The organism is Psychrobacter sp. UBA6766 (genome assembly GCF_002453355.1).
GTDB lineage: Bacteria > Pseudomonadota > Gammaproteobacteria > Pseudomonadales > Moraxellaceae > Psychrobacter.
This window is the reverse complement of sequence record NZ_DKGQ01000057.1, coordinates 36,872-53,244: the sequence shown is the minus strand read 5'-3', so window position 1 is coordinate 53,244 and position 16,373 is coordinate 36,872. Positions and strand designations below refer to the sequence as shown.

The 16,373-nt window shown below is 42.5% G+C and carries 15 protein-coding genes; 10 read left to right on the top strand and 5 right to left on the bottom strand.

Annotated elements, in window-relative coordinates; all coding sequences use genetic code 11:
* Positions 1-183 precede the first annotated feature (183 nt).
* Both ftsZ and lpxC read left to right on the top strand, forming a co-directional pair.
* On the top strand, positions 184-1,380 hold the full coding sequence (gene ftsZ / locus B4K26_RS12370; RefSeq protein WP_296245911.1) for a cell division protein FtsZ: 1,197 nt from the start codon (positions 184-186) through the stop codon (positions 1,378-1,380).
* A 298-nt stretch (positions 1,381-1,678) separates the two neighbouring features.
* Entirely contained in the window at positions 1,679-2,596 is a 918-nt protein-coding gene (gene lpxC, locus B4K26_RS12365) for a UDP-3-O-acyl-N-acetylglucosamine deacetylase (RefSeq protein WP_296245830.1), read from the top strand.
* A gap of 298 nt (positions 2,597-2,894) precedes the next feature.
* Here lpxC and B4K26_RS12360 read toward each other — a convergent pair whose 3' ends face one another.
* Positions 2,895-3,410, bottom strand: coding sequence for a hypothetical protein (locus tag B4K26_RS12360; RefSeq protein ID WP_296245829.1), 516 nt, complete (start codon positions 3,408-3,410; stop codon positions 2,895-2,897).
* Positions 3,411-3,574: 164 nt separating this feature from the next.
* Here B4K26_RS12360 and B4K26_RS12355 point away from each other — a divergent pair, with 164 nt between their 5' ends.
* Complete coding sequence (locus B4K26_RS12355) at positions 3,575-4,300, top strand: CHAP domain-containing protein (RefSeq protein WP_296245828.1); 726 nt, start codon at positions 3,575-3,577, stop codon at positions 4,298-4,300.
* A 158-nt stretch (positions 4,301-4,458) separates the two neighbouring features.
* Here the strand turns inward: B4K26_RS12355 and B4K26_RS12350 are convergent, their stop codons facing one another.
* Both B4K26_RS12350 and B4K26_RS12345 read right to left on the bottom strand, forming a co-directional pair.
* The gene (locus B4K26_RS12350; RefSeq protein WP_296245827.1) at positions 4,459-5,295 is read right to left on the bottom strand and encodes a hypothetical protein; all 837 of its coding nucleotides are present in this window, start codon (positions 5,293-5,295) and stop codon (positions 4,459-4,461) included.
* A gap of 187 nt (positions 5,296-5,482) precedes the next feature.
* Entirely contained in the window at positions 5,483-5,794 is a 312-nt protein-coding gene (locus B4K26_RS12345) for a YhbY family RNA-binding protein (protein ID WP_296245826.1), read from the bottom strand.
* 367 nt (positions 5,795-6,161) lie between these two features.
* Between B4K26_RS12345 and B4K26_RS12340 the strand changes: the two genes are divergently transcribed.
* The 7 genes from B4K26_RS12340 (at position 6,162) to B4K26_RS12310 (ending at position 14,010) form a co-directional block, all read left to right on the top strand.
* Positions 6,162-6,794: an RlmE family RNA methyltransferase gene (locus B4K26_RS12340; protein WP_296245825.1), complete on the top strand. Its 633-nt coding sequence runs from the start codon at positions 6,162-6,164 to the stop codon at positions 6,792-6,794.
* Between the two features lie 450 nt (positions 6,795-7,244).
* Complete coding sequence (ftsH, locus tag B4K26_RS12335) at positions 7,245-9,140, top strand: ATP-dependent zinc metalloprotease FtsH (RefSeq protein ID WP_296245824.1); 1,896 nt, start codon at positions 7,245-7,247, stop codon at positions 9,138-9,140.
* A gap of 192 nt (positions 9,141-9,332) precedes the next feature.
* A complete protein-coding gene (folP, locus tag B4K26_RS12330) occupies positions 9,333-10,238 on the top strand; it encodes a dihydropteroate synthase (protein WP_296245823.1) in 906 nt (301 codons plus the stop codon).
* A gap of 106 nt (positions 10,239-10,344) precedes the next feature.
* Positions 10,345-10,662: a succinate dehydrogenase assembly factor 2 gene (locus B4K26_RS12325; protein ID WP_296245822.1), complete on the top strand. Its 318-nt coding sequence runs from the start codon at positions 10,345-10,347 to the stop codon at positions 10,660-10,662.
* Between the two features lie 81 nt (positions 10,663-10,743).
* Positions 10,744-11,202, top strand: a complete 459-nt coding sequence (locus tag B4K26_RS12320; protein WP_296245821.1) for a hypothetical protein — start codon at positions 10,744-10,746, stop codon at positions 11,200-11,202.
* Positions 11,203-11,490: 288 nt separating this feature from the next.
* Entirely contained in the window at positions 11,491-12,222 is a 732-nt protein-coding gene (locus B4K26_RS12315; RefSeq protein WP_296245820.1) for a YidB family protein, read from the top strand.
* 330 nt (positions 12,223-12,552) lie between these two features.
* Positions 12,553-14,010, top strand: a complete 1,458-nt coding sequence (locus tag B4K26_RS12310) for an anion permease (RefSeq protein WP_296245819.1) — start codon at positions 12,553-12,555, stop codon at positions 14,008-14,010.
* A 72-nt stretch (positions 14,011-14,082) separates the two neighbouring features.
* Here the strand turns inward: B4K26_RS12310 and B4K26_RS12305 are convergent, their stop codons facing one another.
* Entirely contained in the window at positions 14,083-15,222 is a 1,140-nt protein-coding gene (locus B4K26_RS12305; RefSeq protein ID WP_296245818.1) for a regulatory protein RecX, read from the bottom strand.
* Between the two features lie 27 nt (positions 15,223-15,249).
* Positions 15,250-16,308 carry a recombinase RecA gene (recA, locus tag B4K26_RS12300; protein WP_296245817.1) on the bottom strand — a complete coding sequence of 353 codons (1,059 nt, stop codon included), beginning with the start codon at positions 16,306-16,308 and terminating at the stop codon, positions 15,250-15,252.
* Positions 16,309-16,373 lie beyond the last annotated feature (65 nt).

Below are 16,373 nucleotides of genomic sequence, written 5' to 3'. Positions count from 1 at the left end.
ATAGGTAAGCATATTAATAGCAGCACCCTGTACAATAATGGCATATATTGGCTGAGCACAACTATTTAAGCCATTGCCCTGTTTTATTTAAATACATTTATATATAGTAAGTCGATAGCGCGCCATATGAGTGTGTTACTACGTATCGACCATCACGCTATCTGCAACTGGAGAAACCTTTTTATGTCAAAATACACCATGCCAGATGATAACCAGCTCCAAAGTAACGGCCAGGCAAGCTTCACTGTATTCGGTGTGGGCGGCGGCGGCGGTAATGCGGTTGAGCACATGGTTCAACAAGGGATTAGAGGGGTAACGTTTGTCTGTGCTAATACGGATAAGCAAGCGCTCGATCGTCTGACAGCGCCCCATAAATTGCAACTTGGTGCAAAAACCAACCGTGGACTGGGTGCTGGAGCAAACCCAGAGGTTGGTCGTGAAGCGGCAGAAACTGAGGAAGAGGCCATCCGTGCCTTGCTTGAGCACTCAGACATGGTCTTTATTACGGCTGGAATGGGCGGCGGTACAGGTACAGGCGCAGCTCCAGTGGTTGCTCGTATTGCCAAAGAGATGGAAGTGTTGACAGTGGCGGTTGTGACCACGCCATTTAAGTTTGAAGGTGGCAAACGTATCAAGGCAGCTAAAGCGGGTATTGAGCAGCTAACCAACTTTGTCGACTCAATCATTACTATTCCAAATGATAAGCTGATGAGTGTTTACGGCAATATCTCTATGCAAGACGCCTTTAAAAAAGCGGATGACGTCCTATTGCATGCGGTTCAAGGTATTGCGGAAACCATCGCTAGCGAAGGTATGATTAATATTGACTTTAACGATATTCGCACCGCGATGACCGCTAAAGGTCATGCGATGATGGGAATTGGCCGTGCTAGTGGCGATGATCGTGCGCGTCAGGCAACCGAAAAAGCCATCAGATCGCCGTTATTAGATGATTTACGTCTAGAAAATGCCAAAGGTCTACTGGTTAACGTCATCTCTTCTGAGTCTTTATCACTAGATGAGATGAGCAAAATCAGTGTCATTGTCGAAGAAATTACTGATATCGACGACGCGCATATTTTCTACGGTTCTGTTATCGATGAAAAGATGGGTGATGATTTGCATGTTACCGTTATTGCAACGGGATTGACCTTAGATGAAAATGCTGGCGAAGAGCCAGAAGCGGTCGAGCAGCCAGTACCTTCTGTCAATAGCACCCAGCCGGTTGACCCAAACTTACATACCAGTGCGCTAAACAGTCAAAAACAGTCGCAAGCTCAGTATCAAGAAAACCCGATACGCTCAAATGTGACGCAAGAGCAGCCTAAGACCAAAACCAACAGCATCCAAGACTATCTTAAGCGCCAACAGAATAAATAGTCATTAAAGTAAATGATCGCTTTAGACAGTTTTAGTAAAAAAGGCCAGTATTTCAATACTGGCTTTTTTTTGTTTTATAGAGAAGTCACTATAAAAGGTTGAACATTCATAGTCTGTCGTAAACTGCCAATTATTAAAGTTTGAGCATTTGTTACGTTATAAAAATAAACGTTAAAATAATGACGATAAGTGTTATCAATCAAAAGGATAAGCAAATTAACGCTTTTTAGCGCTAGCGAACTGGGGGCGGGTAATGCTACACTATATCAATTGTAACAAAATATGTGAGAAGACAGCCATGAACCAACGAACCATAAAAACAGCAATAGCCGTTACAGGTACTGGTCTTCATAGTGGTCAACCTGTTGACTTAGAGTTTCATCCGCAACCCATTAATACTGGGATTATTTTTGAGCGTTCTGATATAGCAGGTAGCGAACCCATTCCTGCTAGTGCCTTTTTGGTACAAGATACTATGATGTCATCAAATCTGGTATTTGGTGGTACACGCGTGGGCACGGTCGAGCATTTGCTTAGTGCTATAGCGGGACTTGGGGTTGATAATCTCTTAATCCGCGTGTCAGCGTCAGAAATACCGATTATGGACGGTAGCGCAGCGCCGTTTGTTGGTTTGCTACTGCAAGCAGGATTTTGTGAACAAGAAGCTTTAAAGCGCTTTATTAAAATTGTGCGCCCCGTACGCGTCAAAGTTGACGATAAATGGGCAGAGCTGCGTCCTTATGACGGCTTTGAATTAAACTTTGAGATAGATTTTGACCATCCTGCTATTAATAAAGATTTCCAGCATGCACAGTTGCAGTTTTCAACACAAAATTTTATCGAACAGTTAAGCTCAGCGCGAACTTTTGGCTTTTTGCGTGATATTGAAGCTTTGCGTCAAAATAATTTAGCGCTAGGCGGCAGTATGGACAATGCCATCGTCATTGATGATGTTAGTATTCTTAATGAAGAAGGACTGCGCTTTCATGATGAATTTGTTCGTCATAAAATCTTAGACGCTTTGGGTGATTTATATCTGATTGGCTATCCGATTTTAGGTCGTTTCAATGCTTATAAATCTGGTCATGCATTAAACAATATGTTGGTACGTGAGATATTATCCGACCCTAATAACTTTGAAATTGTAACTTTTGATGACAATGTAAGCTGTCCTATCGAATATTTACCTTTGAATCCTATAACAGTTGAAGGATGAATACAGGAATATACACGAAGTATCGAAACATTTACGTAATATTACATAAGTTGATTATAAGCAGTACTAAATAATATTCGTGTAAATGGATATTATCTTTACTATTTTAGCAAAACTATCTTCTAGCATCGATAAAACAAAAGATGCAGGAAATAATAAAATCATCTGTCAGTGAGGTTCACTATGTGAATGGCACCGACAGATGATTTTTTTTGTTTATGGAATTACAAAAACGCAGCTTGAAGAGGGTAAATCATGGGTCTGAGTTACATAACTTTACAACCCAAACCGATGGTTTTTATTGATTGAGCAGGCGCAGAAGTGCGTTTTTGAGATTTTTATCAGTGGTGACATGCTCTGCAGCCTGTGATATAGTCCGCTTTGTGTTTTGGCTAAGGGCCTGATTTTCATTGGCTTTGTGAGCCTTTGATAAGGTCGCTGACAACGCTTTTGATGATTTAGAATAATTATTATGAGCGAGAGTATTGGCCACTACGACGCGAATTTGCTTGAGTTGTTTAAATGTAATCGACTGCTCCGTTAATACCTGCAAATAGGCGTTCTGTAAATAGCGAATATGATTGGCAGCGGTCATCGAGCCCACACTGAGTATAAGTTGCTCAGGGGTTAAGCCCACGACCCAGCAGTTATTGAGGATTTCCTCAGGTAGACAATCTACCAAAAGCTCTTTTACCTCGGTCGTTGCTTGTAGATATAAACGCATATTGTCAGCAAGAGTTTGGGGTAGTGCGCTACCGGCAAAAGCTTGATGATCAATCAGTTTAGCAAGGCGGTTAGGTTGTTTTTTTGACATCGTAAACACTCATCTTATAGGTGACAAAATCGATATTCATCATAAACAGCGAGCTTTTGTACTACGGATTTTATCATGTTTATTTCATGATCATCTTCCCTAAATTAATTCATGCTTTGTCACGGACGGCAAGCAATCCTGTATTTACAATAGGTAGTAAATTTATGAAACAAGCTTTATTAATTTTGTCAGTATTGGGAATGGGTATAGCACAAACGAGTGGTGCTGTCGAAACAACCTTTCAACCGAATAATACCTTGAGTCATACCATCACAAATATTTCTACTTCTGCGAACTACGGTTCGAGTCGCAATATCTATAGTACCAATAGCGGTGCCTATGTCTCTAGCAATGATGAAATCAGTCAAGCAATTGATAGCCTTAGTGCTCATGCGAAACAAAAAGAATACCAGCTTGCCTCGCTAACCAGCCGCTTATCTTATGAGCAGCGTCAGCAGCAAGCAAACTCAGTACCAGATCGTTATTCTGCTCCTGCGATTGCCGCGGCCAATGCCTCACGCGTCGCGCGCTCAAGCAGCACGGGTTACTGTGCTCGTTACGTCCGTAAAGCATTACAATCAGCAGGTTACGAATTTACGCCTAACCCTTCAGCCTATCAGTATGCCTCTCGTGGTACGCTAGCCCAAGCTGGCTTTGCTAAGATTAGTAATAATACGCAGCCACAAGTAGGCGATGTTGTGGTTTATGATCGCAGCTCGAAGCACCCACATGGCCATATTCAAATATTTGATGGTAATAATTGGGTTTCAGATTTCCGTCAGAGCAGCATTAGCCCATACAGTGGCGTATACAATTATACAACCTGGCGTGATTCTAAATATGTTGACGATGCGTCAAATCGTGGCATCTACCTTGCAATGGCTGAATAATAGCTAACTATTAGGCAGTTCTTTCAATAAGCAATTATCGCCATTTTTCAAATTAAGTGTTTTCTCCGAACCCAGTAATGCTCTTTATGAGATTACTGGTTTTTTTATGCTTTAAAGCAAGGGTTTTAGGAGTAAATGAGATTAAGGACTACATCAGATTAGGAGCTATAAAAGGGTTTAATCATGGCGGCTTGTTTATCAAACAAGGACCAGTAATGCTGATTATGAAAGTCGGGCGGAGAGGCGTGTTTGGGCGCGAAATATAACGCCGTTGTACCAAACGTCGTAGTAAAGCTTAAAATCACGCAAGGGTGAATGTAGTCAATGACATTATTATCGATATCAGTCTTTGTGTGAGACAGTTGGCTTAACGATAAATTAAAGCGGCGCTCGTAATGATAAGTGTTAGCAGCAGCGGTTCTAGGTGCGAAGAAGTTCTTGAAAGGCCCAACCAGCATTAACGAGGACTTTTGCTCTGTACTGGCATTCTCTCTATTAGCAATCCAATTAATCGACGCGCGCGTTTGTCCATTAGTTTGTAAAAGCGGCGTTGGTGGCAGTGTGGCAGGACTACGATAATTGGCAAACTGATAAAGTGCATAACGACCATCAGGACTGGCGTTAATTTCAATATAAGGCGCTGTTTTATCAACATCAGCGCTATGTATCGAAACGGCGCTAGTGATCAAACTGCCTGCTAAAAAGCACTCAAGGCAAGTCTGCTCCCATAAATAATCTACAAAGCCTACATTGCTCGTTTGCCATGTTAGCCAATTTAATTGCGCTGCTAGTGTTTTAATCGGCAGCATTATTCGATAACTGAGCTGTAATTGCCACTCTGACTGCTGCGCTGTTTGGGTTATTTGGGCTGTTTGTAGCAGAGTGGTGGTTACCTCTACTTGAATGCTTTGTAAGGTATCTATGGTGACGCCAAGCTTCTGGGCATCAGCGGCTAACGTATCAGCTGCTAAGCATAAATTAAAAATTTGACTCATAATTTGGTAGCGCTCTATTTATCAAGGCTTTATTTATCAGGAATCTATTTATCAAAACTCTCAAGATATCCACTTATTTTAGGGTAGGTTGTAGAACAAAAAAGTTATAAAACAAAAGCCGCGAGCAAAGTGTAGCGCGGCTTTTATCAGATAGGGTAAAAACAGAAACTAAGCTGAAAAGAATGACTTACTGCGCATGACGAGCAAGATTTGACAGTTTAGGATTGGCATTTGGGTTTTGACGCAATAACAGCGCCATACGACCAATTGAGTGTACCAAAGACGCGTTAGCCGCTGCTGCCAGCTCAGCGCCGATAATATCGCGTTCTTCTTTCGTACCTGCTGGTAGTTTTACTTTGATGAGTTCATGATCCGTCAAAGCGCGATCAATCTCTTCAGTGATGCTTGGGGTAATACCTTTATTGCCAATCATAACAATCGGTTTAAGGTCGTGACCAATGCCTTTTAGGCGTTTAATGGTAGCGTTATCGAGTTGCATACAATTCCTAGAGGTTGATAAAAATAAAAGAGAGTGCTATTAAGAGCAGATAATGACCATTATAGATAATCTGTGGTCACCTTGCATGAGATCAGCAGGATTTTGCACGATTTTACGTGATGAAAATGTTAAACTGAAAGTATGCGAACATTATAAACGCTACAGATTTATAAAGCAGTGTTTTCACCAAGAGAATTTAACTGTTCGAAGTTAAAGCGTGCATTAAGGACTTTATTGCTAAGCGATTTAAAGAATTTGAGCGCTTAGACTTTGAGCGCCCTGACATAATCATGTTATAGACAATCACTTTATAAGCCGTTAACTATATTTAGCAAAGTGTGTTTTACAAAGCGATAGGAGCAGTATATTGGTCACGCGTATTGAAAATAAAAAATTGTCAAAAAGCAGCAGTGCTTGGATGCAGGAGCATATTGACGATCCTTATGTGAAAAAAGCCCAAAAAGACGGCTACCGTGCGCGTGCTGCTTACAAATTACTTGAGATTAATGAAAAGACCAATCTGATTAAAAAAGGCATGACTGTCGTTGATTTAGGTAGCGCGCCTGGTAGTTGGTCGCAAGTTGCTAGCAAATTGGTTGGTGAAAAAGGCGTTTTAATTGCCTCTGATATTTTGCCAATGGATACCTTGCCTGATGTTACTTTTATTCAGGGCGATTTTCGTGAGGCAGAAGTGTTTGATCAAATCATGACGGAAGTTGGCGACAAACAGGTCGATGTGGTGTTATCTGATATGGCCCCCAATACTGCCGGCAACAGTGCCATCGATCAGCCGCGCATGATGTACTTATGCGAGTTGGCGGTCGATTTCGCGCTGGCAACCTTACCAGAAGGTGGCGCGCTTATTATGAAAGTGTTTCAGGGTGAGGGCACGCAAGAATTACGCAAGCAGATGCAGGCGGATTTTAGTAAAATTCGTAGTATTAAACCTGGCGCTTCACGACCACGCTCAAAAGAGATGTTTTGGATTGCTATTAAATAACAGGTATTTAAACTATTTAATAAAAAGGGTTTAACGTCAATCAGTTGCGCTAATATTTTATGTGACAATAAATGATAAAAAGTCACAATAAAGGGCCTGATGAATTAGCGTAAAATCACTACAATCAGTTAACTGAATAAATGTGATTGCTGCTTGAATTATTCAGGTGAGCACCACATATCATGATATATTAACTTTGTTTTAAATCTATATTTTTACATCTATGTATCAAGCCTATGTTTTAAGCAAAGTCGTCTGAAAGTAAACGCCTTAACAGCTCAGTTATTTATGTTGGTCTGCCTATTTATGATTTTACTTATTTTTTTAGAGTCACTAAATCTAAGTAAATATAATAATTTGCAACCAGACATTGAATAGTGAGCCATACGTTTATATATAGACGTCACGTGTTTAATAAACACACCAATAAGTAAGGGATGGGAATAACTAGTGAGCGACATGGTAAAAAATACCTTATTGTGGCTGGTGGTGATCGGTGTTTTAGTGCTGGTGTTTAGCGGCTTTGACAAATCATCTGAGCCAGATAGCCTTAACTACTCGGAGTTTGTGACCGCCGTGTCAGAAAACCAAGTAGCCAGTGTTGAAATCGACGGCGAGCAAATCACCGGCGAAAAGAAAAATGGTTCATCATTTGAGACCATTCGACCAGCTGTGGCTGATGAGCAGCTGATGCCACTCTTGCGCGAAAACCAAGTTGAAGTACAAGGCACCGCGCCTAAGCGTCAAAGTGTTTTGATGCAGCTACTAATAGCCAGTTTCCCAATTTTATTGATTATTGGTCTGTTTTTATTCTTTATGCGTAATATGCAGGGCGGAGCTGGCGGCAAAGGCGGCGGACCGATGAGCTTTGGTAAATCAAAAGCCAAAATGCTGACCGAAGACCAAATTAAGGTTAACTTTGATGACGTTGCGGGGTGTGAAGAAGCCAAAGAAGAGGTCGTCGAAGTCGTAGAATTCTTACGTGATCCTGATAAATTTACCAAGCTTGGGGCAACTATTCCACGCGGTATCTTGATGGTGGGTCCTCCAGGTACGGGTAAAACGCTATTGGCAAGAGCCATTGCTGGTGAAGCTAAAGTACCGTTCTTTTCGATTTCAGGTTCTGACTTTGTTGAGATGTTTGTTGGTGTTGGTGCATCACGTGTGCGTGACATGTTCGAGCAAGCAAAGAAAAGTGCGCCTTGTATCATCTTTATCGATGAGATTGATGCGGTCGGTCGTCATCGTGGCTCTGGTATGGGCGGCGGTAATGATGAGCGTGAACAAACGCTGAACCAACTATTGGTCGAGATGGATGGTTTTGAAGGCAACGAAGGCGTCATTGTCATTGCGGCGACTAACCGCGCAGATGTCCTTGATAAAGCGTTATTGCGTCCGGGCCGTTTTGACCGTCAGGTACAAGTTGGCTTGCCAGATATCAAAGGCCGCGAACAAATTCTCAAAGTGCATTTGCGTAAATTACCCAATACTATCGGTGTCGATGCTCATGCGTTGGCACGTGGTACACCCGGTTTCAGTGGTGCACAGCTAGCAAACCTTGTGAACGAAGCCGCATTATTTGCTGCCCGCCGTAACAAGCGCAGCGTTGATATGAATGACTTTGAAGACGCTAAAGACAAGCTATATATGGGTCCTGAGCGGAAATCTATGGTCATCCGTGAAGAAGAACGCCGTGCCACTGCTTATCATGAGTCAGGACATGCGCTGGTCGCTGAATTGCTACCGGGAACAGATCCTGTTCATAAAGTGACGATTATGCCACGTGGGTTTGCGCTTGGGGTTACTTGGCAGTTGCCAGAACACGATCAGACAAGCATGTATAAATCAAAAATGCTCAATGATATTGCAATACTATTTGGTGGCCGTATTGCTGAAGAAGTCTTTATCAATCAGATGTCAACGGGTGCCTCTAATGACTTTGAACGTGCAACCAAAATGGCTCGAGCAATGGTCACTAAGTACGGTATGTCAGATGCGCTAGGTATTATGGTCTATGAAGATGACGATAGCTCGCAGGGTTACTTTGGCGGTGGTGGTCGGACGATTTCGGAAGCGACGCAACAAAAAGTCGATGAAGAAGTGCGCCGCATGCTAGAGGAGCAGTATGATATCGCTCGCGAGTTGATTGAAGGCAATCAAGAGAAAATCCATGCGATGGTAGATGCATTGATGAAGTGGGAAACCATTGACCGTGATCAATTGCAAGATATCTTGGCAGGTGAAGAACCACGTCCGCCAAGAGTTTATCAGCATAATGAAGTAAACTTATCGAAAAATGATATTAAACCGACGAATTCAACCCCGCCGCCATTACCAGCGATGTAGTTCCTCGTCTGTTACAGTCTAATTAATAGTTGATAAAAAAAGCCCTTTTCCATAAAGGGCTTTTTTGTGATTATCATTTGCTCAAGGTTTTAGGACAGGGTAAGGTTTGCTGCTATTATAGGTAGTTGTATCTTAAACAGTAGCAACACAATTAAAACGATTTTTTAGAAATTAATTTATAATGGATAAGTTATGTCATTATTCCAACCTTTACCTAATCATGAAGTGACGAGCCGCGATAAAATATTGGATTTATCGCAGCCGCACATTATGGGTATTTTAAATGTCACACCAGATTCATTTTCTGATGGCGGGCAGTTTAATGCAATTGCCAGCGCTCTTGCTCATGCTGAAGACATGATAGCCGCTGGCGCAACCATTATCGATATTGGCGGTGAATCTACTAGACCCAATGCCGCTGCTGTGTCAACCGACGAAGAAGTGCAGCGTGTTATCCCCGTTGTAAAAGCGATTCGTCAGCAATTAGGTAAGATAGGCAGTGATATTTGGTTGTCCATTGATACCAGTAATCCTATTGTTATGCAGGCAGCTTTTGAAGCAGGGGCTGATATTTGGAATGATGTTCGTGCGCTTAAGCGTGAGGGCGCGGCAGCAATGGCAGCCAAGCTTGATATTCCTGTCATGCTGATGCACATGCGCGGTGAGCCGACAACGATGAGTAGCCTTGCTCAGTATGATGATGTGATTAAAGACGTCTGTGCCGAGCTGACCGCTCGTATCGATGAGGTAACCAGTCTTGGGGTCAAACGTGAAAAAATTATTATCGATCCAGGGTTTGGTTTTGCAAAAAACTATGAGCATCATTGCGCGTTATTAAGTCAGCTTGAACGCTTGCAAACTCTAGGGTTGCCAATAATGTTTGGCATTTCACGTAAGCGTTTTTTGGCTGAAGTACTGAATAAAAGTGGCGTGGAAGCTGTTGCCACTACTCAGGCTATAGAGCGTGATGCGGTAGGAACGGCGGCGGGCCTTTTTGCGCTACAGCAGGGTGCTAGTATTATCCGTACCCACAATGTTGCTATGATGGAGCAAGCCGTGGCGTTATGGCAGCAATTATCAGCGTATAATCAAAGCTAATTCTTGTTTCAAACCGTTGTATAAATGGGATGAAATTTGTAACCGATTTACCTTTATTTATCTAAATGCTTATTTAAATAGCGTTTAAACCTATGAGAATACTTTTATGACAACTAGCAATCAGTTAGAGCCAAACAGTCAGCCAGAGCCAAGCTATCAACCAGAGCCAACTAACGAGCAGCGCCGCATCATTTATCAAGCACGTCGTGGCTTAAAAGAATTAGATTTTTATATTGACCCCTATATTAAAGAGCTATATTTAACCGCTGATCCTATTGAACAAGCGACTTTCGCCGAAATGCTCACCCATGAAGATCCTGATTTGTTGGATTATTTTACTAATCAAAGTCGTCCAGAAAATGAAGCGATTTGGAATTTGGTCAATAAAATTAAGTCATGGCGTCATAGTAAAAGCTCAATGTAACCCTCTAAGCTTTTTTAAAAATATAAGCCTTTGACGTATAAGTTCCGAATGTAGAAATAAATTCCTGCTTGAGACCCGATTATGACATCGCCAACCTCGTTACGTATCGACACACCTATCAATCCTGAAAGCCGAATACGTTTGATATTTTATATGGCTTTAGCAACGGCGATGCTGGTATTGGCAGGGCTTGCCTCATTGGCGTTATGGCAGTATGTATTAGTACTTATTATTAGCGTCGCCGTCGTTAGCTACTTAGCGCTGTCGCGACCGATTCTACTGCATATAAGCCAACCGCCGTTGGATAAGAGCGTCTATCAACGTTGGCAACTCCTGATGCGGACCAGTCGCGGCGATACACTTTGGCAGTCTGAGCTTGAGGCGGTCAGCAACTATCATTGGGTGATATGTTTTAAGTTTATTATCATAGAGCCTTATCAGCGCCATTTATCCGTTACGGTGTTTCGTGATCAAGTTAGTGCGGAACAATGGCGAAAATTTACGATTTTAGCCCATACAATCTCTCCCAAAACTGCCTAAATAAAGACCGCACAAATAAAGACTGAATTGATAAAAAACAGTTCCTTTCATCATACACAATTCCTTATATGCGTTTATCCATCCTTTTTAATCACTAACGAGCAGCTACATGCCATAACAAAACGTCTATCTTGGCCAATAAGAGATTTGTTATATTAACGATAAGAGTCAAAAACTTATTTGTCTTATCAAATGCTGATTTACCATATCGGTAATAGATGGTTATTTAGGTAAGTGATGCAAATGAGGTATTTGACAATAAATTTTTATAATAAAAAGGAAAGTATCATGAGCTTATTAGGGAATTTAGTCAGTCAAGTAGCGCGTAGTGCAATGGACCCAGAGGACGCAAATCGCAATCCGGTCAACCAGCGAATAAATCCACGCCGTACAGGCGGGTTAGGGGATATATTGGGCAGTGTGTTAGGCGGCGGCAACCAACCGAGTGGCTATAATCCACAGCAGTATGAGCGCCGCTCAGCAGATAATAGTTTTGGTTTAGATGACATCATAGGCGGGCTTACGGGGGCAAACCAGCGCGGTGGCATGAGTTCAGGCGCGGGCGGACTTGGCGATATTTTAGGTAGCGTATTGAGCGGGCAGGCGATGGGCGGTCGGACTTCGCGCGCGGGATTTGGCGGTAAAGGAATGCTTATCGCTGCCCTTGTGCCGATGGTGCTGAACTGGATTAAACGTAATGGCGGCTTAAGTGGTGCTTTGTCAAAAATCACTGGAATGGGCTATGAAAACCAAGTGCGTTCTTGGATGAGCAATCAAGAAGTCAATGATAACTTGGACCCCAATGAAATTGCCCGTTTATTCGATGAAAATGAGATTCAGCAGGTAGCGTCGCATACGGGTGCAAATGAGAGAGAGGTACGCCAAGGTCTCGCTGAGCTACTCCCTGAAGTGATGAATCAATTGACGCCGAATGGCAATTTAGAGAATGAACCTGAAGCCAATGCAGAGATTGATCAAATCATCAGTCAGTTATCAAGTCGTTTAGGAGCGTTAAAGTAGGATAGCTAGCTTTTTTAACTTTTTAATAAAAAAAGAGGGCATATAATTGTGCTCTTTTTTTATTTGGTTTATTAAAAGTATTGCCGTTCGAATTGAGAGTATAAGCTAGGTTCATCACTCTTTATTTTATTTAAGCTATAAGAATATAGATATGTTAAAAACCGTGAATAAAGGCATCAATGAGATTTAAATAAATTATGATAACTGTATAATTTATTTAGGACGGCTTCATAGCTTTGATTTATTTGAGTCAGTTTTTCTCAAAAGACAGCGTCATAAAAAGTGATCAGCGATATAAAGGTATAAATATTTTATAAGGATATATCACTCATGCCATTTAAGCCTATCCAAGCAGCGATTGCCATTCTCATGGGTTTGATCATTTGGTTTATCATTCCTGTACCGACTGGAGTGACACCAGAAGCATGGCACATGCTGGCGTTATTTATCGCCACGATTGTGGCCATTATCGGTAAAGTCTTACCCATCGGCGCGATTGCTATTATCGCCGTCACCTTGGTAGCGCTGACTGGTGTGACTAGTGAGAGTCCCAAACAAGCCATTGCTGATGCGTTATCAAGCTATTCGAGTCCTCTTATTTGGCTGATTGGTGTTGCGGTGATGATATCGCGAGGCCTCATAAAAACCGGTTTGGGTCGACGTATCGCTTATTACTTTATCTCAGTTTTTGGTAAAAAAACCGTCGGTGTTGCGTATTCGTTGACCGCAGCGGAGCTGATGATAGCGCCTATTACTCCCTCTAATACCGCTCGTGGTGGCGGGATTATTCACCCAATCATGAAGTCGATTGCGCAAAGTTTCCATTCGACACCAGAAGAAGGCACGCAAAACAAAATCGGCCGTTATTTAGCGATGGTTAATTATCACGCCAATCCAATTACATCCGGTATGTTTGTTACCGCTACGGCTCCAAACCCTTTAGTGGTAGATTTGGTCAATAAAGCAACGGGAAGTGAGATTCAACTGTCATGGACGACTTGGGCAGTTGCAATGTTTGTACCGGGGATGCTCTGTTTATTATTGATGCCATTGGTAATTTATCTGATTTATCCGCCTGATGTCAAAGTCACACCTGATGCGAAAAAGTTTGCCAAAGACAATCTAACCGAGATGGGTCAGGTGAGCACACAAGAAAAAATCATGTTGGGCGTCTTTGCCTTGATGCTACTATTGTGGGCTAATATTCCTGCTCTGATTTTTGGTGAGCAGCTAAGTGTGGATGCGACAACCACTGCTTTTATTGGTTTGACGACACTCATACTAACTGGCGTATTGACTTGGGATGATGTGCTTAAAGAAAAATCAGCATGGGACACCATTGTATGGTTTGGTGCCCTGATTATGATGGCTGCTTACCTTAATAAATTGGGTTTAGTTAGTTGGTTCTCAAGCAATATCGAATCGATGATTGGAGCGGTAGGCGTTGGCTGGATTGGGGCTGTGGTGATTTTAACATTGGTTTATTTGTATATTCATTACTTTTTTGCCAGTACCACCGCTCATATTACCGCCCTGTTTGCCGCGTTTTATGCAGTAGGGTTAAGCTTAGGCGCGCCGCCGATGTTATACGCGCTTATTCTAGCAGCAGCAGGCAATATCATGATGACGCTAACCCATTATGCCACTGGCACCGCACCCGTAATTTTTAACTCAGGGTATGTGACGCTAGGAGAATGGTGGAGTATTGGAGCCGTCATGAGTGTGGTCAATCTGGTGGTATGGATAGGCGCCGGTCTGATTTGGTGGAAGCTGCTCGGTTACTATTAACTGCTTGGTTATTATTAATAAAGCGATTGGCGATACGATATGGTTAATAATTGACGCAATTGTTCAGATTGATTAAAAGCGCTCATCCAAGGTATCTAAAGTATAATTTAATGCCGCAAAGCAGACATCGGTATTAAAGCCGCGATATTGTAAAAAACGCAGCTGCTTCGCTTTGTCTTTTTGCTCAGTCGGGATGTCATCGCCGTATTTTTTGGTACGGGCGGTGACGGCCAATTTTAACCAATCGACGCCATCAACCAAATTATCCGCGCTCTCATCGACAAACTCACTAAACTCCTCAGATTCTGTATTGGCCATGTCAATCAGCTCATCAATATTAGTGGGTATGGTGAGCTTTTTATGATAAAACTCCTGCTTAATACGAGCACGACCGCGACCTTTGCGGATGTTTTCTCTTATCAGCATAAGTGTGGTGCGGTAGTCGCTTTGATAGCCTTTTTCGGCAAACTCATCGAGTAGGGCGTCGATTTTGTCTAGGTCTTGTTCTTTGTCGATAAGTTTCTGTTTGAGCTCAGCTTTGCCATATTCACGGCGTGATAAATAATAAAATGCCAACCAGCGCAGCCGGCTTTCTACTTTAACAGCATCAATATCCGCTTGTCGTTGTTCAGGCGTGCGCAGATAGGCTTTAAGAGCGGCGGGTAGGTTATCGGTCTGGCGGTCGGCTTGATTGTTTAATTCACTATCAACGTTATCATTATTGGAACCAATCGAAGATATATTTTCTATATTTTCCGAGCTTTTAGAATATTGCTCAGCGCTAACATCATTAGCATTATTATTCTCATCACCATGGATATGATGCTTAACCTCGGCAAGCAGCTGTTTGATGCCATGTGCTTCTGGGGGCTGGTAAGCAGGCACGTCGTTAGGCTCAGGGCTAAAGTTAGCCGCTGGGTGAAAACGTTTTTGACGTTTTTTGCTTTCAGAAGGTTTTTTGGTATAAAAAGCGGATGACTCAATCGATTCTGTATCTGTTATCGCATCGTCGTGTAAAAGAGGGGATTCTTTCTTTGCATAAGTCGCGCGTTTACGCGTTTTACTGGGTTTTTTGGACTCATCTTTATAGGAATGTTGAGTAGATTTTGAATGATAAGAAGGCTTAGAGGTTTTTTTGGATTTGGCATTAATAGTACTCGCTGAATCGGCTTCCGATTCAGCGAGTATTTCAGCTAAGGTTTTAATTTTCATAATAAATCATATTCTACAAAAAGACTACTATTGCATAGGCTCAGGAGCAAAGTCTTGATCAGGCTCTTCCTCATCTGAGGTTTTGTTAGGATCGACTACTCCGAGCTTTTCAACACGGATTTTGGCTTCGATTTCTTCTGCAATTGCAGGGTTCTCTTTTAAGAACAATACCGAATTGGCTTTACCTTGACCGATTTTTTCATCGCCATAGCTGTACCAAGAACCTGCTTTACCGACTGCGCCAATTTCAACGCCTAAATCAATCACTTCCGCTAGATGATTGGTACCTTCGCCATAAGTGATTTCAAACTCCGCTTGACGGAATGGAGGCGCCATTTTGTTTTTGATGACTTTAACACGGGTTTGGTTACCGATAATATCATCGCCATTTTTCACCGCGCCGATACGGCGAATATCCATACGTACGGAAGCATAAAATTTTAGCGCATTACCACCCGTCGTGGTCTCAGGGCTACCAAACATAACGCCAATTTTCATACGAATCTGGTTAATAAAGACCACCATACAGTTCGAGCGTTTGGCGTTACCCGTGATTTTACGAAGCGCCTGACTCATCAAACGTGCTTGCAGACCCATGTGCGAGTCGCCCATTTCACCTTCGATTTCTGCACGCGGAGTCAGCGCCGCTACTGAGTCAATAACAATCATATCGACCGCTCCTGATCGCACCAGCATATCGGTAATCTCAAGCGCTTGCTCACCATTATCTGGTTGTGAGACGAGCAAATCGTCTGTATTGACCCCAAGTTTGCGAGCATAAACAGGATCGAGCGCGTGCTCTGCATCGATAAAGGCGCAGACGCCGCCTTGTTTTTGGCATTCGGCAATGGCTTGCAAGGTCATGGTGGTTTTACCAGAGCTTTCAGGACCGTAAATCTCAATGATACGACCTTTTGGCAGACCACCGATACCAAGCGCAATATCTAAACCTAATGAGCCTGTGGATACCACATCAGCGTCAAGAGTGGCTGAATCATCACCGAGATGCATAATGGTGTTTTTACCAAACTGTTTCTCAATTTGACCTAGGGCCGCTTGAAGGGCTTTGGCTTTATTGTCGTCCATATAGGACTCCTTGTCATAAATAATAAATGTAAAATGATAAGAGTGTTGATCATTTAAAACCATAT

Bases quoted from the DNA above. Each gene is read 5' to 3' on its own strand.
- B4K26_RS12325 (WP_296245822.1), top strand. From the start codon at position 10,345: ATGACAACTAGCAATCAGTTAGAGCCAAACAGTCAGCCAGAGCCAAGC.
- lpxC (WP_296245830.1), top strand. From the start codon at position 1,679: ATGAACCAACGAACCATAAAAACAGCAATAGCCGTTACAGGTACTGGT.
- recA (WP_296245817.1), bottom strand. From the start codon at position 16,308: ATGGACGACAATAAAGCCAAAGCCCTTCAAGCGGCCCTAGGTCAAATT.
- B4K26_RS12305 (WP_296245818.1), bottom strand. From the start codon at position 15,222: ATGAAAATTAAAACCTTAGCTGAAATACTCGCTGAATCGGAAGCCGAT.
- ftsZ (WP_296245911.1), top strand. From the start codon at position 184: ATGTCAAAATACACCATGCCAGATGATAACCAGCTCCAAAGTAACGGC.
- B4K26_RS12350 (WP_296245827.1), bottom strand. From the start codon at position 5,295: ATGAGTCAAATTTTTAATTTATGCTTAGCAGCTGATACGTTAGCCGCT.
- B4K26_RS12310 (WP_296245819.1), top strand. From the start codon at position 12,553: ATGCCATTTAAGCCTATCCAAGCAGCGATTGCCATTCTCATGGGTTTG.
- B4K26_RS12320 (WP_296245821.1), top strand. From the start codon at position 10,744: ATGACATCGCCAACCTCGTTACGTATCGACACACCTATCAATCCTGAA.
- B4K26_RS12360 (WP_296245829.1), bottom strand. From the start codon at position 3,410: ATGTCAAAAAAACAACCTAACCGCCTTGCTAAACTGATTGATCATCAA.
- B4K26_RS12315 (WP_296245820.1), top strand. From the start codon at position 11,491: ATGAGCTTATTAGGGAATTTAGTCAGTCAAGTAGCGCGTAGTGCAATG.
- B4K26_RS12345 (WP_296245826.1), bottom strand. From the start codon at position 5,794: ATGCAACTCGATAACGCTACCATTAAACGCCTAAAAGGCATTGGTCAC.
- folP (WP_296245823.1), top strand. From the start codon at position 9,333: ATGTCATTATTCCAACCTTTACCTAATCATGAAGTGACGAGCCGCGAT.
- B4K26_RS12355 (WP_296245828.1), top strand. From the start codon at position 3,575: ATGAAACAAGCTTTATTAATTTTGTCAGTATTGGGAATGGGTATAGCA.